General features: G+C 65.0%; 20 protein-coding genes. 9 read left to right on the top strand and 11 right to left on the bottom strand.

Annotation, left to right across the window (positions count from 1 at the left end; genetic code table 11):
- Nucleotide 1 precedes the first annotated feature (1 nt).
- Nucleotides 2–148 (top strand): hypothetical protein, encoded by a 147-nt coding sequence (locus A5788_RS23810; protein ID WP_156525475.1) that lies wholly within the window; start codon nt 2–4, stop codon nt 146–148.
- Nucleotides 149–153: 5 nt separating this feature from the next.
- Here the strand turns inward: A5788_RS23810 and A5788_RS09070 are convergent, their stop codons facing one another.
- The gene (locus tag A5788_RS09070) at nt 154–642 is read right to left on the bottom strand and encodes an excalibur calcium-binding domain-containing protein (protein WP_082937922.1); all 489 of its coding nucleotides are present in this window, start codon (nt 640–642) and stop codon (nt 154–156) included.
- Between the two features lie 236 nt (nt 643–878).
- Here A5788_RS09070 and A5788_RS09075 point away from each other — a divergent pair, with 236 nt between their 5' ends.
- Nucleotides 879–3143, top strand: coding sequence for a hypothetical protein (locus A5788_RS09075; RefSeq protein ID WP_064866515.1), 2265 nt, complete (start codon nt 879–881; stop codon nt 3141–3143).
- 9 nt (nt 3144–3152) lie between these two features.
- The gene (locus tag A5788_RS09080; protein ID WP_231894155.1) at nt 3153–4136 is read left to right on the top strand and encodes a glycoside hydrolase family 26 protein; all 984 of its coding nucleotides are present in this window, start codon (nt 3153–3155) and stop codon (nt 4134–4136) included.
- On the opposite strand, the gene A5788_RS09085 is transcribed toward A5788_RS09080, so the two are convergent.
- From A5788_RS09085 to A5788_RS09095, 3 genes are read right to left on the bottom strand one after another with little or no spacing between them, the layout of a single operon-like run.
- Nucleotides 4133–6358, bottom strand: coding sequence for an acyltransferase family protein (locus A5788_RS09085; protein ID WP_231894157.1), 2226 nt, complete (start codon nt 6356–6358; stop codon nt 4133–4135). The two genes, A5788_RS09080 and A5788_RS09085, sit on opposite strands and share 4 nt — an antisense overlap.
- On the bottom strand, nt 6355–6552 hold the full coding sequence (locus tag A5788_RS09090) for a hypothetical protein (RefSeq protein WP_049700804.1): 198 nt from the start codon (nt 6550–6552) through the stop codon (nt 6355–6357). Before A5788_RS09090 ends, A5788_RS09085 begins: the two co-directional genes overlap by 4 nt.
- A complete protein-coding gene (locus tag A5788_RS09095; RefSeq protein ID WP_064866519.1) occupies nt 6549–8252 on the bottom strand; it encodes a glycosyltransferase family 2 protein in 1704 nt (567 codons plus the stop codon). Before A5788_RS09095 ends, A5788_RS09090 begins: the two co-directional genes overlap by 4 nt.
- Before the next feature lie 149 nt (nt 8253–8401).
- Between A5788_RS09095 and A5788_RS09100 the strand changes: the two genes are divergently transcribed.
- The 3 genes from A5788_RS09100 to A5788_RS09110 all read left to right on the top strand — a co-directional run bounded on the left by A5788_RS09100 (nt 8402) and on the right by A5788_RS09110 (nt 11327).
- Nucleotides 8402–9493: an alpha/beta hydrolase family protein gene (locus A5788_RS09100; RefSeq protein ID WP_231894154.1), complete on the top strand. Its 1092-nt coding sequence runs from the start codon at nt 8402–8404 to the stop codon at nt 9491–9493.
- Between the two features lie 60 nt (nt 9494–9553).
- Complete coding sequence (locus A5788_RS09105; RefSeq protein ID WP_231894153.1) at nt 9554–10333, top strand: SGNH/GDSL hydrolase family protein; 780 nt, start codon at nt 9554–9556, stop codon at nt 10331–10333.
- Between the two features lie 124 nt (nt 10334–10457).
- Entirely contained in the window at nt 10458–11327 is an 870-nt protein-coding gene (locus A5788_RS09110; protein ID WP_064866525.1) for a 1,4-dihydroxy-2-naphthoate polyprenyltransferase, read from the top strand.
- 240 nt (nt 11328–11567) lie between these two features.
- On the opposite strand, the gene A5788_RS09115 is transcribed toward A5788_RS09110, so the two are convergent.
- From A5788_RS09115 to A5788_RS09145, 7 genes are all read right to left on the bottom strand, one after another.
- Nucleotides 11568–12602, bottom strand: coding sequence for a type IV toxin-antitoxin system AbiEi family antitoxin domain-containing protein (locus A5788_RS09115; protein WP_064866527.1), 1035 nt, complete (start codon nt 12600–12602; stop codon nt 11568–11570).
- 157 nt (nt 12603–12759) lie between these two features.
- On the bottom strand, nt 12760–13674 hold the full coding sequence (locus tag A5788_RS09120) for a Clp protease N-terminal domain-containing protein (protein ID WP_064869434.1): 915 nt from the start codon (nt 13672–13674) through the stop codon (nt 12760–12762).
- A 22-nt stretch (nt 13675–13696) separates the two neighbouring features.
- On the bottom strand, nt 13697–13927 hold the full coding sequence (locus A5788_RS09125) for a hypothetical protein (protein WP_005208515.1): 231 nt from the start codon (nt 13925–13927) through the stop codon (nt 13697–13699).
- A gap of 60 nt (nt 13928–13987) precedes the next feature.
- Nucleotides 13988–16501 (bottom strand): FtsX-like permease family protein, encoded by a 2514-nt coding sequence (locus A5788_RS09130; protein WP_152930155.1) that lies wholly within the window; start codon nt 16499–16501, stop codon nt 13988–13990.
- Nucleotides 16491–17168 (bottom strand): ABC transporter ATP-binding protein, encoded by a 678-nt coding sequence (locus A5788_RS09135; protein WP_197494499.1) that lies wholly within the window; start codon nt 17166–17168, stop codon nt 16491–16493. The genes A5788_RS09130 and A5788_RS09135 overlap by 11 nt, the downstream gene beginning before the upstream one ends.
- Before the next feature lie 46 nt (nt 17169–17214).
- Entirely contained in the window at nt 17215–17589 is a 375-nt protein-coding gene (locus A5788_RS09140) for a holo-ACP synthase (RefSeq protein WP_049700798.1), read from the bottom strand.
- A complete protein-coding gene (locus tag A5788_RS09145) occupies nt 17586–17840 on the bottom strand; it encodes an acyl carrier protein (RefSeq protein WP_064866531.1) in 255 nt (84 codons plus the stop codon). Before A5788_RS09145 ends, A5788_RS09140 begins: the two co-directional genes overlap by 4 nt.
- Before the next feature lie 208 nt (nt 17841–18048).
- On the opposite strand from A5788_RS09145, the gene A5788_RS09150 reads away from it, so the two are divergent.
- From A5788_RS09150 to A5788_RS09160, 3 genes are read left to right on the top strand one after another with little or no spacing between them, the layout of a single operon-like run.
- Nucleotides 18049–19188, top strand: a complete 1140-nt coding sequence (locus tag A5788_RS09150) for an acyl-CoA dehydrogenase family protein (protein ID WP_231894152.1) — start codon at nt 18049–18051, stop codon at nt 19186–19188.
- A 5-nt stretch (nt 19189–19193) separates the two neighbouring features.
- On the top strand, nt 19194–20138 hold the full coding sequence (locus A5788_RS09155) for an amino acid--[acyl-carrier-protein] ligase (RefSeq protein ID WP_049700796.1): 945 nt from the start codon (nt 19194–19196) through the stop codon (nt 20136–20138).
- Between the two features lie 3 nt (nt 20139–20141).
- Nucleotides 20142–21890 (top strand): hypothetical protein, encoded by a 1749-nt coding sequence (locus tag A5788_RS09160; protein WP_049700795.1) that lies wholly within the window; start codon nt 20142–20144, stop codon nt 21888–21890.
- Nucleotides 21891–21893: the final 3 nt, after the last annotated feature.

Genomic DNA, 21893 nt, shown 5'->3' on the forward strand with positions numbered 1-21893 from the left:
CATGGGCACCGTTCTGGTGCTCGTCTTCTCCTCCTGGGTGGCGCGACGCTCAAGCTCGCGCACATCCCTCGCAGCCCACGGCTCGAAATCCGAACTGCCGCAGAACAAACTGGCCCGACCGATCATCGGGAGCCTGGTCGTCGGCTAGCCGATCTACTCGCAGGCAACCCCGTCGCCGTCACGATCGAGACTCGACGAGTAGCCCGGCTGTCCCTCGTACAACGGAGCCGCGCCGGCCGCTCGTGCTGCCGAGCAGCTTCCGTAGGACGCGCTACCGGCCCCGGAATCGGAGTTCGCGGTTGGCGTCGTTGTCCTCGGCCCCACCAGTCCGCGCGGCGTATTGGCCGAATCGTCGGTCTGATCGGCGACCTCGGTGGTGGTCTCCGTCGGAGATGGCGTGACTGTTGTGGTGCGCCAAACAGTCTCGTTCGACGCCGCCGTGGTGGTCTCGGTCAGCGTCGTCGTCGACGTCACGGTCGGTGCCGCCTGTGTGCTGTCGCCACCACCGCCGAGCGCCGCACCGATACCGCAACTGGCCATCATGAGAAACAGTGCCCCGACGCCTCCCCCGACAATCGCTTTGCGACTGATCTTCGACGACTGCCCCGTAGGAGCAGGTTGATAGGGATAGCGTCCGGTCATGGTCACCGCCTGTGATCGACAATAAGCCTGCACAGTCTGCACCCCACGACGGCCACCAACGCGTCCGATGGCGAGGTTCGACCGTTCGGACTACGCCACCCGGACTACTGCCTGCGGCCGCCGTCCGCGACAGGAAAGGTCCTGTCGCGGAACTCACCTCGGGAACGATGCACGCGGAAAGTCGCGTCCTCCGAACGACGTACTCGGCCATTCGGGAGGTGGGACAATCCTCTTTCATGGCCGACGATGACCAGGCTCCCGAACCGTTCGTGCTCCTGACCCACGGGGTCAGCGGAACCGAATCTGCGGTCATCCTCGACAGCGCGCGGGTCGTCGAAGTTTCCGGCGAGGGATTCAAGGGCGTCTTCACGACATATCCCGAACGACCAGCCCACGTCCGACGCCCCCGTAACCGTGTGGCGTACCGGTGGGGAAACATGACCTCCGGCATGGCCATACAGGCAATCTGGGCACTCTTCGGCCCCTTCGCACTGGTCAATGTTGCGGGGTGGATGTATCCGAAAGCCGCACAGGACAATCCGATCGCACAGTGCTGCGTCGTCGTGCTGCGTGCACTGCTACGACTACTCGGACTTGCCCTGACGGTCACGATGATCGCGCAGTTGACATTCCTGATCGACGGCGTGCTGTTTCGCCGGATGCACGACGGCGCCTGGCGCGACTGGGCCGTCCTCGGCTGCCTCCTCGCGATCTTCCTCGTCGGCGGCTTCGTGAGTCTGTACGGCGACAACGACAAAGACGTGGACGGGCCCACTGACTCGGCACCCACTGACTCCGTGCCCACTGATTCCGTGCCCGCGGATTCGGCGCCCACGAACCCAGCGCGTTTCAACGAATCGCCCTCGGCCACCGACCCCGCCGAGGTTCCGCTCATTGCGACCGATGCGTTCGTCTCGCCCTCGGACGGCAGGGCAACGGTGTTGATCACCACACACGCCGTTGCCGGAATCTGCACTGCCACAATCGTGTTGGGCGACCACACCGTACCGCGCGCCATCTGGGGACTCGTCGTCGCCATGCTCACTGCGGTCATCGTGGCCACAGCTCTATGCGTCGACCCTCGCGCGACATCGACGCCCGAATCGTGGACGAAGGCATTCGTGTCGTGGCCTGCGGTGCTCTGGGTCGTCGCATCGTCGACGCTTCTCGTCGTGACGAACTTCGCCGCGAAGCCACCGCACATCGTCGGCGATGCGATCACCTGGCTGTTCTGGCTCGACGCCGCGCTGGTCGGCGCAGCCATTCTCACGACCGTCGGCGCGCTGGTGCTACCGCGCAATCTGAAGGCGTGGTGGGGTGCCCGTGAGAAGCCGACAACTCCCTGGCTCAACGGACTACACGCTCCTCTCGTCGCTGCGATCGGCGTGCTGTGGGGAGTCGGGCTGGGCGTCGGGTTCACCCGACTGGCCGCGCTCGTCATCGATCACAGCAAACCCGATCACGAGAACCCGGTGCCGTTACCCGACTCGTACGCCAGCACTGCCTGGATGTGGGGAGTCACTGTCGTCATCTGGGGTCTGGGAACCGTCGTGTTTCTCGGCGGGGTAATCGTCGTCGACGGTCGAGCCCGAGCGAAGCTTGCTGGTCCACAACTGGCCGACCTCGAGTTGCTCGACACGTCGCCACGACGCTCCTTCGGCCGGCGCATCAGGTGGGGCGTGGCCTCCGCAAAGCTCCGCATCCCGGTCTGCGTTGGCACACTCGCTCTCTGCGCGATGATCGCGGGCATCGTGGCCACCGCCAGCACCAGCCTTGTCCGCCGCGGCGAAGGTCTGCAGTGGGTCGGCATCGGCGCACTCGGTCTCGTCGGTCTGCTGCTTCTGCGTGCGATGTTCAACGCCGCACAGAAACCACGAAAGGCAGGCCGATCCCTGGGCGTGCTGTGGGACCTCGCATCCTTCTGGCCCCGCGAGGCACATCCACTCGTGCCACCCGCGTACGCACCGCGCGCGATTCGCGACCTGGATCGATTCCTGAGCACGAGACGTCATCGGCGGTTGATCCTGGCCGCGCACAGCCAGGGCTCAATGATCATGTACGCCCTCGCGCACCGCATCACACGGGAGCAAGGCCCGGAACGCACACGGCTCTCGCTGTTGACGTACGGCTCGCAACTGGGGTGGGCATACGGCCGAGCCTTTCCCGCGGCGTTGAGCCATGAGACCCACCTCATACTGCGAAAAGCGCTGGACAACAGGTGGATCAACCTCGTCCGGTTCACCGACTACATCGGCGACGGCGTGGTCAGCTACACCGAAGACGGCAAACTGAAGCGCTACGCCAACGAATTCGTCGTTCCACGAGAAGTGTTCAGCGGGTGCTATCTAGTCAGAGAGAATGGTCGCATCGTCGAAGCCTTGCTTCCCGATCCATCACCCGACGACTACCCCCACGACGCCGTACACCAACACTCGGCGTACACGTCGGACATCACGTGGGACGTCTGGATCAAGAAGCTCGACCCTGGGCCTGGGGCCTAACATTGCGGGGTGCCCCCGATACCGCTGCCCCGACGCGACATTTTGCGTCTGGCCGCGCTGGGTGGACTCGCAGCCGTGGCGGCGTGCACCTCCACACCTGAACAGCCGACATCGCCTACCTCGCAGCGACAGTGGGGCGCATTCATTCCCGAGGTCCTCCCCCGCGAGGGCGTGGCGTCGACGCCGATCGCGCGACTCACCGAATTGGCGGGCAGCAGCCCACACTATCTGCACCGGTTCGTCTCCTTCGGCGACTCACTACCGACCGCAGACCTCGACGCCATCGCGGCGTCGGGTGCGGTTCCGCTACTGAGCCTGGAGCCATGGGACCCGGGCGGCGGCACTGTGCAGCCGCTGTTCTCGTTGGCACGCATCGCGTCCGGAGTGTTCGACGGCGAACTGCGCAAATGGGCGTCGAGCCTGACCGTCTGGGGCAAACCAGTCCTGCTGCGCTTCGCGCAGGAGATGAACGGCACCTGGTATCCGTGGTCGATCGGCGTCAGCGGCAACACCGCAGAACAGTATCGGGCAGCGTGGCTACGGATGCACTCGATCTTCGACGACGCGCACGCCGACAACGTCCGCTTTGTCTGGGCACCCAACGTACTCACTGCTGGCACAACCGATTTCACGTCTGCGTTTCCCGGCCACGACCACGTCGACTACCTCGGCCTCGACGGATACAACTGGGGCGACGGTTCCGGACATCGATGGCAGTGGCCCGAGGAACTGTTCCCCGACAGCCTGAGCACTCTGGCCCGCCTCGATTCCGACCGCCCGATCCTCATCACCGAGGTGGCGAGCACCGACGGAACGACACCCGACGCAAAGGCCGACTGGATACGACGCTTCTTCGGCATCGTCGAAGCCACCGATCGCCTCGAGGGAGCACTCTGGTTCCAGGTCGACAAGGAACGCGACTGGCGATTCAACTCGACGCCGCAGAGCCTCAACGCTTTTCGCGAGGCCATTGCCAAGCTTCAGGGCACTTAGCGGGCGGTGTAGTCGAATCGCTGCTCGTCGAGTCTGCTGACGAGCGCAGGCTCGAGAACCGTTGCGGCCGTGTTCGTCAGGTGTGAGTCGTCACGGTAGAACATGATCTTGTTGCGCGCCGGGAAGCACGTATTGCCTTCGCACAGTAGGTCGTTGACACCGATCGAGGTGATGTCGGTGTCCTTGCCACGCGCCTGGGCGTCGAGTATCGGCTCGATGCGGATGAAGCCGTCGAGTCCGAAATCGCACCTGTGCCAGTTGTCCAGCGCACCCGACATGCAGTCGGCGATCTGGAATCCCGGATACGGTGTGTCCTCGATGTACACCAGGCGTGCGCCGGTGGCGCGGAGTCTCGCGAGCGTGCGGTCCCACGCCTCCTGCGACGATGGGTAATCAGGAACGTAGGTCGACAGCGACGAGATGATGATGATCTTCGGGTGGAGTTCGTCGATCGCATCGAGGGAGGACGAACGCCAGTCGAGACAGTCCTGCTTGTTGAACGGATCCTGCTGGCGCGGTCGAGGAGTGAGATCCTGTGCGGGACAGGCGGCCTTGGTGAACTGGTGTATCTGCCAGCCGTGCGCATCACCGATGCTGCGGAGGGCCTCAGACCACTGCTCGGCGTGGCTGTCACCGAAAAGCGCCACCGGAATACCATCCGCGCGCCCGAAGACGCACGACCGCGTGGGGTTCTGCTGCCCTACCGGCACAAGACATTCGGTGGGCGATGGCCTGTCGTCGTATGCCTGGAACGGGTTGGGCGTCACCGGCCCACTCATCGTCGAGCGCGCCTGGCCGAACACGGCGTCGTAATTCAACGACGCGTGCGCGACGGTGTCGCGGCTCGCCGCCTTCACCACGAGGACACCGGCAGTCAGCGACACCGACAGCGCGACGACCAGTCCGGTGAGTCCGACAGAGATCGACGCCGACGCGTTACGACGGAGTTCGGCGTTGGCGATGATCGGTTCCTCGAAGTACAGCGTCGACAACGTCGCTATCACAAGCGATCCCACCGAAACGGCCACCAGCACCGGCCATGAGCGAATGCCGGTCTGCGCCTCGAAGATGACGAGCACGGGCCAGTGCCACAGGTACCACGAATACGACACGCGCCCGAGAAAGCGCAGCGGCGCAAGCGACAGCAAACTGCCGACGAGCGGCAGACCCGTACCGGCGAGCTGACCCGCGACAATGACGAGTCCCGCCGACAGCGTCGGCAGCAGCGCCGCGGTTCCGGGATAGGGCGTGCGCGAATCGATCAGCACACACGCCGCGACGATGCCCGCGAAACCCGCCCAGCCGAGCACGACGGCGAGCAACGTGACGGCGGGGTGGTCTCGACAAGCTCGACCAGCGGTAAGGGCATCTCGACCAGCGGTAGGGGCATCTCGACCGGCGGCGGGTGGTCTCGACAAGCTCGACCAGCGGGCCGGGTGGTCTCCACCAGCGGTAGGGGCATCTCGACCAGCTCGACCAGCTCGACCAGCGAGGGTGGCGAGCCACGGCGATGCGACGGCGATGAGTGCGCCCACGCCGAACTGCCAGATGCGGGTCTGCGTCGCCATGTAGGCGTACGCGGGGTCGGCTGCGGTTGTCTGGATGCACCAGACGAGCGAGACCACTGTGATCACACCGACGACCACACCGATCGAGACTCGGGGCGAAAGACGTCGGCGCAGAGCGGTTCTCGACACCGCAACGGCGGCGGCAAAGATGATCAACGGCCAGCCGAGGTAGATCTGCTCCTCGATCGACAGTGACCAGAAGTGCGTCGCGAGGCTGCCGTCTATCGCACCCGAGAGGTAGTCGGCGTTCTGCGCGATGAAGTGCCAGTTGGCCACGTTCGCTGCCGCGGCGAGAAGATCGAGCGACTGCTTGAACACCTTCAGTAGCGGCATCGTGATGATGGCGGCCACGAGCGAGACGACGATCACCAATGAGGCCGCCGGAACGATGCGGCGGCAGCGTCGAGCATAGAAACCCTTGAACGACACCGTCTTTGTCTGCTCGAACTCGTTGACGAGCAGCCGGGTGATGAGGAATCCGGAGATGACGAAGAAGATGTCGACACCCACGAATCCGCCAGGGATGAACGGGATACGCGAGTGAAACGCCACGACGACCAGCACGGCTATGCCGCGCAGACCCGCAATGTCGTCGAAGAACTGTCGCTTGGGAACCGCGGGGGTGGCAGGCGCGAGGATGTCGGTCAGTCTCACGTCGACCACGGGAGCATGATGTCGAAGACGCCCATCGCGAGCACCCCGATGAAGACGATCGCGAGCGTGTAGCCGACCACCTCGAACACAGTGATGCGGTTCCAATTGGGTTCGGTGGGGCGACGTTCCGTCACCTCGGGACGCTCAGGAGAGCGACGCTGAGGAGCCTGCGGCCCGAACTCGGGTTCACTCATGCCGCGCGCTCCGTGACGTCGGACGCCTCAGCAGTCGCGGTGGCAGCGCCTATCTCGTCGGACACCTTCGACGATGCACGCTGATGTGAGATGAGTATCTTGATGAACTCGGATAGCAGCGGCAGGGCGAGATAGGTGTAGGCCCCCACGAATCCGACGAGCATGAAGAATTCCCAGAGCCCGTATTCGCGCACGTCACGCACGAGGAGAACCCAGAAGAGCGCGAGTGATCCGCCGAGTGCGACAACTCCGAGCAGACTGATCGACCGCGCAAGTGAATTCGTCTTTCCGACAACGCTTGTGGGTACCCAACTCTTCTCGCGTCCGGTGAGCTTGTGCCAGATGGCAACCGTATGCGCGAAGCTGTACGCCATCTGAATCCGGAGCACCTCGAATCGCCACCTGCTGCGCGACACCAACGGAAAAAGAACCACATACACCCACAGTCCCAGCAGGAACGGAACGAGTTGCGCCGGATGCACATCGGCCGGATAGAACGCGACCATCACGATCCCCGGAATGAACAGCATGAAGACGTTCATGGCAGTCGTCAGGTAGTAGAAGACACCTGCCAGGGCCGCGAGGCGCTGCCGGATCGTCGGGCGGACGGGAGCCGTGGTCAGCGCCGGATTCGGGAGGCGCGACAGCGATCCCATGCACCAGCGGTACTGCTGGTTGAGGAATCCGGCGAGATCCGCGGGACACAACCCGCGCGAGAGCACCACCGGGACGTAACTGACCCGGTAACCGGCCTGCTGCAGATGCCGGCCCGTGTGCAGATCCTCGCTGTGGTCGATCGGCGCGAACCCGCCAACGGCCTCGAGTGCCGACCGCCGATACACCGCAGAGGTGCCGACACACGTCGCCGCATCGAAGCCGTCGCGTGACGGCAGCACCCAGCGGTAGAAGAATTCCTGTGTCGCCCCCGCAGTCCGCTGAATCCAGTTCATTGATTCGGTGGTCGCGAAGGTCTGCGGACTCTGCACCACCCCCACTCGCGGATCGTCGAGGTAGGGCACGAGATGCCAGAGAAAGTCGGGGCGCGGACAGAAGTCGGCGTCGAAGATCACGATAAGATGCCCGGAGCTGATGCCGAACGCGTGTCTGAGGTTTCCCGCCTTGCGTAGCTCACCGCGGTTGGGCCGGACGATGTAGGTGAAGCCGTACTCCTCGGCGAGGAATTCGACGCCTGGCCGCGCGGCGTCGTCGAGGACATAGAACTTGATGCGGCTCCCCCACGACAGGCGCGAGACGTTCTCGTAGGTGTTGCGCAGAATGGCGAGACTTTCGCCGCACGTGGGCAGAAAGACGTCGACGCGTGGGTATCGGGCGTCGTCGGGCTCCCAGCTCGCCGCGAGTGTCTGGTGCGAACGCCACTGCACGCGGCGTCGGGACATTCCGGTGCACGCTGCGAAGACCACACTCGCCGCGTTGAGCGCGAGCACGATCAGCGCGGGCCAGAGCAGCGGGTGAGCCGTCGCGAAGACGAACAATGACGCCCCCGCGAGGACGAACGCGGCAATCAGGAACAGCTGAACCCACCTCATCTGCGGACCGAGATAGGCGTAGACCTCGCCGTCGCGCGGAACCGTCACCACATTGGGGTCGCGCAGAGGTGTGGGCGGAGTGCCATGACGACGCCGCGTTGCTGCCGCGTCGTCACGCGTGCTGATCTGCACTCCCACGCGAAACAGAATCATGGACGGGGCACCCCCGCGCAAGCAGACGGCACCGTGTTCGCACGACCCGCTAGATTCTCCGTGTGAGAAAAGCGTTGGTCTTCGCGTGCGCGTGCGTGGTCACGCTGTGCGTGGCTACTGCCTGCGGAAACGACGCATCATCTTCATCAGTGACCAAGACCACACAAGCACGCGGTGACGTGCTCACGACGTCGCCCGGCCTCAACTCGTGGACGGCAGCGCTCCCGCCGCACACCCGTGTCACCCGTTTGAATTACACGTCGACGTCTGGAGTCGACGGCTCGCAGACCGCGGTCACCGGGGCGGTGTTCGTCCCGGGTGGCTCATGGCCCGCGGGCGGGTGGCCACTGATCGCGTTCGCGCATGGCACGACGGGGCTCGCACGCGACTGCGGGCCGTCCGACCATCCGGACATGTTCGGCGAGGTCTCGCTCATCGGCTCGTTCGTCCGCGCGGGATACGCCGTGGTGACCGTCGACTACCAGGGGCTGAGCACCCGCGTCGACGCCCCGCCGCACCCCTACCTCGAGCCGCGGACCGCCGCATACAACGTGATCGACGGCGTACACGCTGCCCGCTCGGTGGAGCCGACGATCGGCGCGAAGTGGGTCGTCGTCGGCCCATCGCAGGGAGGCGCAGCGGCGTGGGCAACAGCCGAGCAGTACGGAAAGTACGAAAACTCAACGCAGACAGGCGAACTCGTCGGAGCCGTCGCGATGTCGCCGGTTCTGGACATGACCGGTTACGCCGACGGCACACTCAACACCGCCCAGCGATTCCTTTATCCCCTGATCGTCGTCGGGGCGTCGCGGGCGGATTCGCGCATCGACCCCGGCACATATCTGCCGGGACTCTCGACGCCCGACGTCGACGCCAGGATGTCTTGTGCCAGCGGTCGGACCGCTCTGGCCGCACAGTCGCACAGCCCCGACGCGCAGGCATTGGGCTCTGCGGCGGCGCAGGACTCATCAGACGCTACTGCGCTGCTTCGAAACACTTTGCAGCGCTTCGCGTTACCGTCGGCACGAACAGACGTGCCCATTCTCGCGATTTACGGCAGCGCCGACGAGATCAACCCTGTGCACGTGACCGAGGCCGCACTTGCGCGAGCCTGCAGCCTCGGAGATAAGGTCGCGCGCGATCGGCGCGAAGGACTCGGACACTCGTTTGATCCGGGCCCCATTCTCGGCGAGTGGATTGGCGCGCGAATGCGTGGTTTGCACGTACAAAGCGACTGTTGACCGACGGGCCGCTATTGTGACCCTTCGGGGCGTGGGCGAGAAGATGGAGTGGTTAATCGCATGGGAAGTCTGCTGAAGCGAATCTGGGCTTCCGCACCGATCTGGGCCTGGGTGGTCATGATCGTCTGTGTTGTCGTGCTGATCGTCGGACTTGTGGTGTCGGGGAACCGCACAAGCGGCGTCAGTTCGACTGCGTCGAGCGGTACGCCATCGGATGCTGCGCCGTCGAGTACCGCACCGACTGCGACCCCGGCGACGGTTGCGTTCATGGACAGCGCGAAGTCGTCGCCCAAGACCCCCAAGACCATTGTGCTGCTCGGTGATGCAACGGGTGCCGATCAGCAGGGCTGGGCGCCGGCGCTCGGTTCGGCGATCAGTAAGGCACTCGACCGGCCGGTCGCCACCAAGTACTGGAACACCTCCACCGAGGCCTACGGACCCATGACCGGCCTCGGCGAGGGCACCAACGGTCCGATCGGTTACTGGAACGGCAGCACCGCGGGCAAGGGCCCCTCGTATGCACAGGAGAACCTCGCGAAGCTGATCCGCCCCGAGGTCACACCCGATCTCATCCTGCTCAACTACGCGAGCACGCCCGATCAGGGCACGCCGCTCGCCGCGCAGGTCCAACCGTTGATCGACCAGCTCACCAAGAAGTATCCGAAGGCCAAGATCGCCGTGATCAAGCAGAGCGTCGAGGGCGCGTCGTCGGATCAGAGCGCCGGATACGCCGCCGCCATGGACGCCGAGGGCATCCAGGTCATCGACGTCCACGGCGCGTTCCCGTCCGACCAGGCGACCAAGGCTGTGCTCACCGCGTTCGGGTTGTCGAGCCAGTAGCCGGGTGCGCTCCTGTGATGGGTGCCTGCTGTGACGGGTGGGCTGCTGTGACCAGTTCACCGTGATCGGGCGCGTCGCCGGTGGTGCCCCGCGTCCGAGCTCACCGTCGGTCTAGGGTTCTAGGGTGGCAACCCCAAAGCAGTGGATCGCCGGGGCGCGACCCCGCACACTCCCCAACGCGATCGCACCCGTCGTAGCCGGTGTCGGCGCAGGCCTGCACATCGGTGGCGTGAACTGGTGGAAGGCTGCGCTGGCCGCAGTTGTCGCTATCGCGTTCATCATCGGCGTGAACTTCTCCAACGACTACTCCGACGGCATCCGCGGCACCGACGACGAGCGCGTCGGCCCGATGCGCCTCGTCGGCTCTGGCGCTGCATCACCGGAGTCGGTCAAGCGCGCGGCGTTCCTCTGCTTCGGGATCGGGGCCGTGTGCGGTCTGGTACTCGCAGCGACGACGGCCTGGTGGCTCGTGATCGTCGGAGCGATCTGTATCGCCGGGGCGTGGTTCTACACCGGAGGGTCGAAGCCGTACGGCTACATCGGGCTCGGCGAGGTCGCGGTGTTCGTCTTCTTCGGGCTCGTCGCGGTGCTGGGGACCGAGTACGTCACCGTCGGGACCGTCGACTGGGTGGGACTGGCGTGCGCGGTCGGGGTCGGCTCGCTCTCGACGGCGGTGCTCGTGGTCAACAACCTGCGCGACATCCCCACCGACCGCGAGTCCGGCAAGAACACCCTGGCCGTGCGCATGGGCGACGGCGCAACCCGACGCTTCTACGGCGTGCTGCTGCTGGTTCCGCTCGTGATGAGCGTCGTACTCGTCGCGGCCACCCCGTGGGCGTTGCTCGGCCTGCTCGCCGCTCCCCTGCTGTGGAAGGCCTACCAGGCGGTCCGCGCCGGAGCCGTCGGCCCGGGGCTCATTCCGTCGCTCGGCGCCACGGGCATGGCCATGCTCGCGTGGGCCGTACTCACGGCCGTCGGGCTGGCGGTCGGGTAGTCCGGCGCGCGTGCGCCCGCAGAAAACTACAGCCCACGGGCGGCGCGCATGTACCGGTACAGGCCAAGGGTCCCAGAGTCGTAACTATCTGCGCGAGTTGATCTGCTCGAAGAACTCGTCGCACGTGAGGATCGTCATCGAGCAGCGACCCGGGGCCCGGGCCCCGACCGGGCCGCAGAAAACTACAGCCCACAGGCGGTGCACATGTACCGGTACAGGCCCACGGCCCCAGAACTGTAACTATCTGCGCGAGTCGAGCTGCTCGAAGAACTCGTCGGACGTCAGGATCGTCGTCGAGCGCCGCCGCGGATTGAGGTGCACCCCGTTGTGGACGGCGCCCATGATCGTCGCCTCGACGTGGGGCCACCGGTTGACCACGTCGTCGTAGGTGAACGGCATGTACACGTAGTTGCCCGCGGCCTGCACCTGGTTTCGACGACGGTCCTCTTGGAAGCTCTCCTTCCCGGAGTGAAACGCATAACCGTCGACCTCGACGACCAGCCTGTCTCCGATCAGCATGTCGACATGCCCGACACCCGGGATGTGTGCGTGCGTCGTCAGCCGTACACCCTTGCGGCGGATACGAACCCGCGTGATCGACTCGATGCCCGACGCAGCCTTGGGGTCGCACTCGTCGAGCAGTCGCCTCACCGACTTCGGCGCACCGTCGAACGCCGAGTGGATCTCCTCGACGGTCGGCACGACGAAGTCGGACTCCGCCTCGTCGTCGCCGCCGGACTCGCCCGCGAGCGTGACTACGCCGCCGGACTTACCCCCGAGGTCACCCGCGCCGCCGGACGTGCCCGCAAGCTCGCCCGCGTCGCTGGGCTTTCCGACGGGTTTGCCTGCGTCGTAACGGTATCGGCGGTGGAGCATCGAGTCGGTGACGACGATCGTCTGCTCGCCGGTCAGGCATCGCAGCGCGTGGCGCAAGGCGGTCACCGGCTCGTCGACCGCGGCGTCGACCCTCATGTGCCCGCCGTACTGGCGGCAGAATCGTCGGGGATGTCGACGATGCGCCGAGGCCGTCCCGCGCACGTGTAATGCCTTGACGCGCGGGGGAATCCAGAACCCGTGCAGCTTGAGCGCCGCCACGCACGTGAGGCAGCCGCCCGCGCGGACCGCCTCGACGACCAGCGGGTCGGCACCATCGGTGGCCATCCAGCCGTGGCGCAGTCGCAGGAGTTGGCCCTCTTCGACGCCGCGTCGAACATCTCTCGGCGACATTCCGTCGCGCAGCAGCTCGGCAACCCGGTGCACTCCGAAGTCATCCATGGCGACACAGTGTGCACCGGATTCGGACACGCGCGGGAAATCCTTCCACAGGGCCTCCTGCGCGCGCAGAAACCTACGACTCAGGGGTGGTCCACCTGTACCGGTACAGGCGGACCACCCCTGGCGTGTAACTTTCTGCGCACGGACAGGCCCGAGATCAAACCTCCGCGTCGACCTCCGGCAGGCTCGCCAGTACGGCGGCCTTGAGATCCTCTGCGCTCGTGGCAGATTCGACGACGGCGCGCGACGCCGGGTCGTTTACCTCCAGGATGCCCAGGAGTAGATACTCGGCGCGGAGCTGGTCGTTGCGCTCACGGGCGATCTCGACCGCAGCCCGGAAAGCGTCCCGGGTCTCGGACGCGAAGCGAGGTCGGCCACCGCGACCGCGCGGGCCGCGCCGTCCGCGACCGGGCTCCCAGGGGCCCCGACCGTCGGACTCGCCGTCGAACTGCCCGGGACCGAACTCGGCACCGAACGGACCCTCGGGCCCGAAGGGGCCCCCAAACGGACCACCCGGGAACGGACCACCCGGGAAGCCCCCGGGGCCTCCGCGACGCGGGTCGAAGCCCTCGCGCGGGTCGAAGCCAGGGCCGAAGCCCCGACCGCGCCCACGGCCGTGACCGTGACCGTGTCCACGGCCCCGACCACGGGGACCCCCGCCACGAGGACCGCAATCGCGACCACGCGGACCACGGCCACGCTCGGGTCGCTCGGCCCAGCCTTCGGAGAGGTCGTCGCCGAAGCGGTCGCGCACGGCGGCGCGGACCTTGTCGAGGTCGATCCCGATGCTCTTGAGAGCCTCGCGATCCTCCTCGTAGCGTTCGGCGGCGCTCTGCTCGGCGGCTTGCTCCTCGTCGGCGTCGTTTTCTTCGTGGTAAGCCCGCACGACGTCGCGCGCCGCGTCGAGCTTCAGACCCTGCTCACCGAGCAGCCCGAACAACGGCGAACGCGCGTTGCACAGCATGCCAAGGATGAGGTGGTCGTTGCCGAGCTGGCGATGTCCCAGGTCGGCGGCTTCTTGCGTGGCAAATGCCAGCATCATCTTGTCGTCTCGACTGAATCGTCCAAACATGATGGTTCTCCTTTCGGCCCTCTCAGGCCTCACGTTGTGAATGCTTCTGGTGCACGGCCTGGCGGCTGATCTGCAGAATCTCTGCAATCGCCTGCCAGCTCCAGCCCTTGGATCGAGCGTTCGCAACCTGTACTTCCTCGAGCCGGTCAGCCAGGGTCCGCAGTGCGCGGACAGCGGCGAGGCCGATGGCCGGGTCGTCGCTCGCGGCGGCTCCGGCCAGATCTTGCTCTGGTGTCGTTGGTTCGTCGTGCATGATGTCAGGTTATGTTGACACCAGCCCGTTGTCAACAATTATTGACAATCCAATTCGACGCTACTCCTCGACGATCGCCTCGGTGATGTTCATCCGAGCAGCGCGAGCCGCGGGCACAAACGCCCCTACAAGGCACAACACGATCGACACCGCGACGAAGAGCAGAGTCGACGGTCGAGGCGAGTAGGTGATGTCCAGCGACGTCGTCGCGGACAGGATCTTGTCGGCCAAGAAGTGCAGGCCAGTACCCATCACGAGCCCGGTGACCGTGCCGACCACCGCTATTGCGCCGGCCTCGGCGACCACCATGCGGGAGATGAATCGACGCGACGCCCCCATCGCGCGCAGCACACCGAGCTCACGACGACGTTCGAGGACCGACAACAACAGTGTGTTGAGCAATGCGATCGCGGCGGCCACCGACACGATCCACTGGATGGCGACAGTGAAGGCACCCGCCTGCTGCGCCTGCTGCTGGGTTGCCGCCAGCGCCTGTGCTCCGGTGTAGACGTATGCGGTCCCCGACAGCGGCAACGGATGCGCGTCGACGATGCGCTGCAACTGCTCTTGCACCGCGGCGCGGTCGGTGCTCGGCTCGACATCGATCTGTAGGTACGTGTCGCCGGTCCGGTTGAACCACTGCGCGAGAAGCGGATTCGACATTGCAGCGGTACCGGAGTCGATGGAGATGTAATCGACGATGTCGCGTACGACGAGGTCGCGATAGCCGGTTGGTGTTGCCAGGCGCAGCGTCGAACCTATGTCGGCGTCGAGGGACCGGGCGAGCACGCTCGACAAGATGATTCCACGACCGTCGAGAACGTCGGAAAGTGCCTGCGGCGTCGTCTTTTTGGTGAACGGCGCCGTCGATCCCGGTTCGAGTCCCTGGACGAGAATCCGAGCCTCACCCACATTGACGTTGGCCCACTGCGCTCCGACAACCCGCGACACTCCCGGCACCGCGCGCACCTCGTCGGCGATCGCGCCGGGTAACGCTGCGCCCGCAGGGATCTCGTCGCGCGGCGTCGACGAGACGTAGAAGTCGGGGTCGCCGAGTCCGTCGAGCGAATGTGAGATCGACGCGACGAGATTGTCGAGCGCACCAGACGTGCCCATTCCCACCGCGATGGCGACCGCAACGGTCATCAGCGTCGCCCAGGCGCGTCGCGGAGCGCGTTCCGTGTTGACCGCAGCGAGTTGTCCAGGACCGCCGAATCGTCGGGCGACCGACACGACGAGCCGCACAAGCGGGCGGGTCAGCGCGAAGCAGACCAGAAGCGCGCCAACGGCATACACCGCGCCGGCGACGATGGCCGGGCGTCCCGGAACATCGACGGCGATGAACCACGATCCGACGAGCAGCGCAACACCAGCGACCGCTGCCAACACAGTCAGCGGTCCGCGCTGCGGACCGGTGTCGGCGACCTGTCCAGACACCATCGCCTCGACCGGCGACACGGCGAACACCGATCGCGCGGCGAGCGAGGTCGCGGCAACACAGGCAAGCACACACGCGATCACCGCGACGACCGGCGCATAGGACGGCAGGTGATAGTCAACGACGATCGAGACCGAATCCCGTTTCGTCGTCGGAACCCGTGAAATGGCCCAGCGGCCGGCGAGGATTCCGATCGGAACGCCGATCAAGCCGCCGACGAACCCGAAGACCGCAGACTCTGCGAGCAGGTCAGAGACCAGATGGGATCGCTTGGCGCCCAACGCGCGAACCATCGCCAACGACGCCCGGCGTGACGCCACAGCCATGTTCATCGTGTTGAACACGAGGAATGCGGCGATCACAAGCGAGATGAGCGACACGAGCAGCGTCGAATCACGGGTCACCGACCCGGCAACCTCAGCTTGTTTCGCGCGGAACCCCGGATCGACCACGACAGCACGCCCATCGACGACGCGCCGCACCTCGTCACGCAGCGTGCCGACATCGACGCCCGGCGCTGCGACGACGAGGATCGACGACACCTTGCCGCTCAGCCCGGTGAGGCGTTGAGCCAAGCCGAGATAGGCGAACATGAAGTCGCCGTTGTTGAGTCCCGCACCGTCGACTACCCGCACCACCCGGACGTCGACTCCGTTGACCGAGAGTCGCTGCCCCAGAGACAAACCCGTACCCGACCCGACGATGACGCCGTCGTCGAGGTCGCCCGGGCTCAGCCCGGTGGCTGCGGCCTCCTGGACACCGCCGGCAAGGGCACGTGCCCGAAAGTCAGATCCCACCAGCGCAATTCGTTTGTCGTCGACGACCGCCGTACCGCGGATGACAGGAACCACCGACTTGGCGTCGGGAACCTGTGCGCGGATATCTCCCGCAACCGACTCGTCGATTCCCGAATCCGCGATCGACGCCACCTCGAGCTGGGCCGTACCGTTGATCGCGGCGTCGAAGTCGCGGATCGACTCGCTCAGTGACCCGTACGTACCGAGTACCGCGATCAACAGCGCCGACGAGACCGCGACCACGATGAGCGAGGTGACCACGCGCAGACGGTGATCACGCAGCTCACGCAGGTTCAGGACCCGCACACGCGTGAGCGCGGCGAACAGCTTAGTCACCATCGGTTGCGACCCTGCCGTCGCGCACGACGATCGTCCGATCGGCGACATCGGCAGCATGCGGATCGTGAGTCACCATGATCACCAAGCGATTCGGCGCGTCGTGCGCAACCTCGGACAGCAGTTCGAGGACAGAGTCTCCGGTGTGGGAGTCGAGGTTGCCGGTCGGCTCGTCAGCGAGGAGGATCGACGGCTCCATCATCAACGAGCGCGCGATCGCGACGCGCTGCATCTGTCCGCCCGACAACTCCGACGGTCGGTGATCGATACGGTTGCCGAGCCCGACGCGGTCGAGAAGCTCGACGGCCCGCGGCTTTGCGCGTCGCAGCGACTGACTGTCGAGAAGCCTTGGTAGCGCGACGTTCTCCCACGCCGACATCGTCGGCACGAGGTTGAAGAACTGAAACACGAACCCGACGCGATGCCTACGGAAGGCCGACGCCGCGTTGTCGTCGAGGCTCGCGAGGTCGACGCCGTCGACCTCGATCGATCCCGACGTCGGGGTGTCGAGTGCCCCGATGATGTGTAGCAGCGTGCTCTTACCCGCGCCCGACGGCCCGACGATGGAGACGAACTGCCCACCGTCGAGCGTGAGGTTCACCCCGTCGAGCGCGCGAACCCGCTCGTCGCCGAGGCGATACTCCCTGACCAGGTCATCGGCTTGCACCACGCATTGCGCCACGCGACCGATGGTATGCGACGCGACGTGCGGTGCATCACACCCCAACGTTGGCGATAACCGTCGCCATCGCATGCGTCGACGTGTGCGACAGCGACAGCGACGGCTCGCGCCAGTTCTTTCGTTCGGCGACAGCAGCCAAGCTTCCGGTCAGCCGAATACCGGGCACCGGACCGTTCATGACGACCTCGATCTCATGCAGCGGGGTCGCAGCGTCGGAGTCGATCAACGTTTTGATGACCGACTCCTTTGCAGCGAAGCGTGCCGCGAGACGCTGTGCGCGCGTGGGCCCTTCGCATCGCGCGAGCTCGGCATCGGTGAAGACGCGCCGTAGATAGCGGTCTCCGAACGCTTCGATCGAGACACTCACATCAGCGACGTCGACAAGGTCGCAGCCGACGACGAGGCTCATACTCCGGCAGCGACGAGGGTGCTCAGCGCCGAGGCAAGGCTGTTAACGCTGGAGAAGGTCGACTTCTTCAGAATCTCCTCGGGAAACTCGACGTCGTAAAGATCTTCGAGTCCCAACATGACGTTCACGGTTGCGTGTGACGTCAAGCCGACGGTGAATAGGTCGGTATCGTCCGACACCTCTTCTGCTGCGACCGTTAGTTTTCCATACTTGTCCAGTATGCCCCGAATGTCGCTTTTGTTGATTTCCATTGTTCCCTCCCGAGCCGAACATGATCCCCACCGATGATTAAGCTGCAAAACCTGGCGTTGCAGATGTCACATCGTGCTCGTATACTACAGGCGCATTGAAAAATGGACCACAGGGGGAAAGACAGGTCCGTGCATTTGGGGGATTTATCAGTCCGTGAATCCCGCTCCGTTTTCGCATTTTGGGAGGAATGTGTTGACCACAGGAGAATTGGATTCTGCATGCGCGTTGGACGCTTCGACGGTCGTCGAGGTTGCCGCAGCTGCTGCCGATGATGTCGATCGCAATGGACGCTTTCCACGCGAGGCCGTCGACGCACTGCGCCAGAACGGGCTCTTGTCGGCATCCCTGCCGGTAGAGTTCGGCGGACGTGGAAGCTCGATCAGCGAACTCGCAAGAGTGACAAGACAACTCGGAGCTGCCTGCAGTTCGACCGCGATGATTTTTGCCATGCACCACTCGCAGGCACTGACTCTTCGCTTCCACGCCGCGACACCCGCTGCGGCCGATCTGGCTCGCGAAGTCGCACGCACCGAAGCGCTACTCGCCTCCGCGACCACTGAGATCACCACGGGCGGTGACGTGCGGTCCTCGACTTGCGCCGTACAGACAAATGGCGATCGTGTCCATCTCGAAAAGAATGCACCGGTCATTTCCTACGGCGAGTATGCGGACTACATCTGCACCACCGCGCGGCGCAACAGCGACAGTCCGCCCGGAGACCAGGTGCTTGTCGTCTGTCCGCGCGCCGAGACCGAGCTCACCAAGACCTCGGAGTGGGACACCCTCGGCTTCCGCGGTACCTGCAGCCCCGGCTTCATCCTCACGGCCGACACCAGCGTCGATAACGTGATTCCCGTTGACTACTCCATCATCTCCGCGCACACCATGCAGCCGTCGTCGCATACGTTGTGGGCTGCGGCGTGGCTCGGCATGGCCGACGCCGCAATAGCCAAGGCGCGCACCGAAGTTCGTGCCGCCGCGCGCAAGACGCCTGGCACGACGCCGCCCCAAGCGACTCGACTCGCCGACCTCCTCGAACTGCATCAGCGATTCGAGAGCTCGGTTTCCGACGGCATCGCACAATACGAAGAATTCCTCGCGGCCGGACACCTCGAACCGACCATCGGATTCTCGGTCACGATGAATAATCTCAAACTGACTGCGTCGACGGCCGTCGTCGAAATCGTTGCAGGTGCACTGACCATCTGCGGCATCAACGGTTACCGCGAGAATCACCGCGCCTCGATGGGGCGTTTGCTTCGCGACTCATACGGACCAGCACTCATGGTTTCCAACGACCGGATCCGGGCGAACAATTCGCAACTGGTCCTCGCACTACGGGGGTAATCCAATTGACTGACCAACTCATCGTCGACCTTCCGGTCGCGCATCGCCAGTTCCGTGATCAACTGATCGCAGCGGGACATCTCATTCCCTCCGGCCTCGACGGCCTATATGGCCGCGGTGCCGAATACGAGGCTGCTTTCGCCGGGGTCGACCGCATCATGTGGCAGGCGGGCGTCGACGCCCACGGCGAGGAGAACATCACGCGCTTCCGGTTCCCGCCGATCTTCCCTCGGGAGGCATACGAGAAGACCGACTACATCGCGTCGTTCCCGCAGCTGACCGGGGCCATCTCCACCTTCACCGGCGGCTCGGCAGAGCACCGTTCGCTGCTTCTCGACCGAGAAGCCGGCCTGCCGTGGGACGGCCACCTCTCGTCGGCGGGCACCATGCTCGTCTCGGCGGCGTGCCACCCGCTGTACTCGACGCTGCCGAACACGTTGCCAGAGGGCGGATCTCGCTACAACGTGCACGGATACTGCTTCCGCCACGAGCCGTCCGACGACCCGCTGCGCATGCAGGCCTTCCGCATGCAGGAGTTCGTGTACGTCGGCGACCCCGAGGGCGCGAAAGAACACCGCGCGACCTGGACGCGGGTGGCCCACGAGATCTTCGTCAAACTTCACCTGCTCGCCGACGACGTTCCCGCCAACGACCCGTTCTTCGGCCGTACCGGCAAGATGCTCGCGTCGAATCAGCTCGAGGAGAACCTGAAAACCGAACTGGTCGTGCGCCTGTACGGCGACCTCGACGACGGCACCGCCCTGCTGTCGTGCAACAACCACCAGGACCACTTCGGAACCGGTTTCGACATCTCCACCGCAGACGGCGAGCCTGCACACAGCGCGTGCGTCGGTATTGGCATGGACCGGATTACGTTGGCGCTGTTTGCTATTCATGGGATCGACAGCTCCGATTGGCCTGTCGAAGTTCGCGCAGCACTTGCGCTCTAGTCCATGAAGATCGTCAACGCACCGACCTACCTGTCGTCAGATGCCGGCCCGCTCTTCGGCGTATATACCTACCCCGAGGACGGGCTGGTTCGCGGCGCGGTACTGGTGTGCCCACCGCTGGGGAAGGAACTCAACCACACCTGGCGTGGCTTCAAACGGCTGGCCGAGTTCCTTGCAGCACAGCGCCTGCTTGTCCTCCGAATCGACTACACGGGGACGGGTGAGTCCGCGGGTTCTCAAGAAGATCCGTCAGCCGTGGACCTCTGGGATGACAGCATCACCACGGCATTCGATCATCTCGTGCGAATGGGTGCCGGACCGATTTGCGTGATTGCACACCGCAGTGGCGCGCTCTTGGCGCCGTCCAACGAACGAGTCCAGCAGGGCGCGCAAAGCCTCGTGCTCTGGGATCCGATCCAGCGCGGCCGGCACTTCATCCGGACGCAGCAGATGCTCTACGCGGTCCTCGCTGAAGGCCAAGATGCACCGACCCCGGGTTCCGAAGAATTGGTTCACCTGGCCGGGCTGACGCTCCACCGCGATGCCGCGCGCGCGTTCTCCCGTAAGACCCTCGATCCTGCGGCAGTTCTCGGCCAGCGACAGGGGAACGTTCTCGCGTTGATTCCGGACGACGAACGGGATTCGTCGCTGGCGCAGACAATCACCGCTGCAGGAGGCACGGTCACAGGGCTGAGCGATCAAGCCCCGTTCATCCAGGCAACCGAAGCACTTCTCATCGATTTCCCGGAGGAACTCGAACACATCCAACAGTGGGTGTCCCGACACATGCCCACGCAGCGAAGGCGAGTCGAACCCGTTCCGGTCACCGAGGCGGTTGTGGCAACGACGCCAGACGGTCGCGCGATACAGACACGGGTGCGCACGACCCGCGACGGCATCGTCGTGTGGGATACCGCTTTGGCAGGTACCCACGGAACCGCCGACCGCGTACTCATCCCCCACCCGATCGGCCACGACATCCGCAGCGGCCCAGCCAGGTTGTACCTCGAGCTCGCGAACGACGTCGCGGCCCGAGGCGGCCGTACCGTCCGTTTCGACAGGCGGGGCGTCGGAGAGTCCGGCACGACGTCGACCGACGACACGTTCGTGAAGTTGTTCACGCGTTCATACATCCGCGACGGTAACCGAATTCTGGACGAGCTCAACCTCTCTCGAATTCACGTCATCGCTCACCTGGGGATCTGCGCCGGAAATTGGATGTCGGCCCACGCCGCGATCGAGACGGCACATCGACAGTCGGCGCGATCGCGAACCGTTGCCGTGATCGCCAACGTCAACCGGTGGGATGTCTGGCCCAACGTGCCACTACCGTTCCTGCACGGGTCGAACTCGGCTGCAGCAAGGCTGGAACTCCAGCGGCAGCGGGTGGTCTTCCGTGGAATACGGGACCTCACTGACGTATCCGGGAGGATTCGGTCCATCCGCTTGCGTGCCGCGTTAGCGCGATTGCGGGTCTTCCAGATGCCGGAGACGATGATCGCTCATGTGCAACGCGCCGGTGCCGACGTTCGACTCATCCTCGCTCCGAACGACTATCGGCAGTTCACGCGTCTGGGTGGGCCACGAGCGCTAGCCCGCCTCGGCATCTCGATACCCGTCGCCGATCTCGCCTACGGCGATCACAGCGGCTACCACATGCCGACACGAGAGCTCTTGAAAGCCAACGCACTTCGAGCTCTCGGACTGCACGACAACACCTCGAGAGAGATCGCCGGCCCCGAGTCGGCGTGACGC

This window comes from Gordonia sp. 852002-50816_SCH5313054-c (genome assembly GCF_001665925.1).
In the GTDB taxonomy this organism is placed as follows: domain Bacteria; phylum Actinomycetota; class Actinomycetes; order Mycobacteriales; family Mycobacteriaceae; genus Gordonia; species Gordonia jacobaea.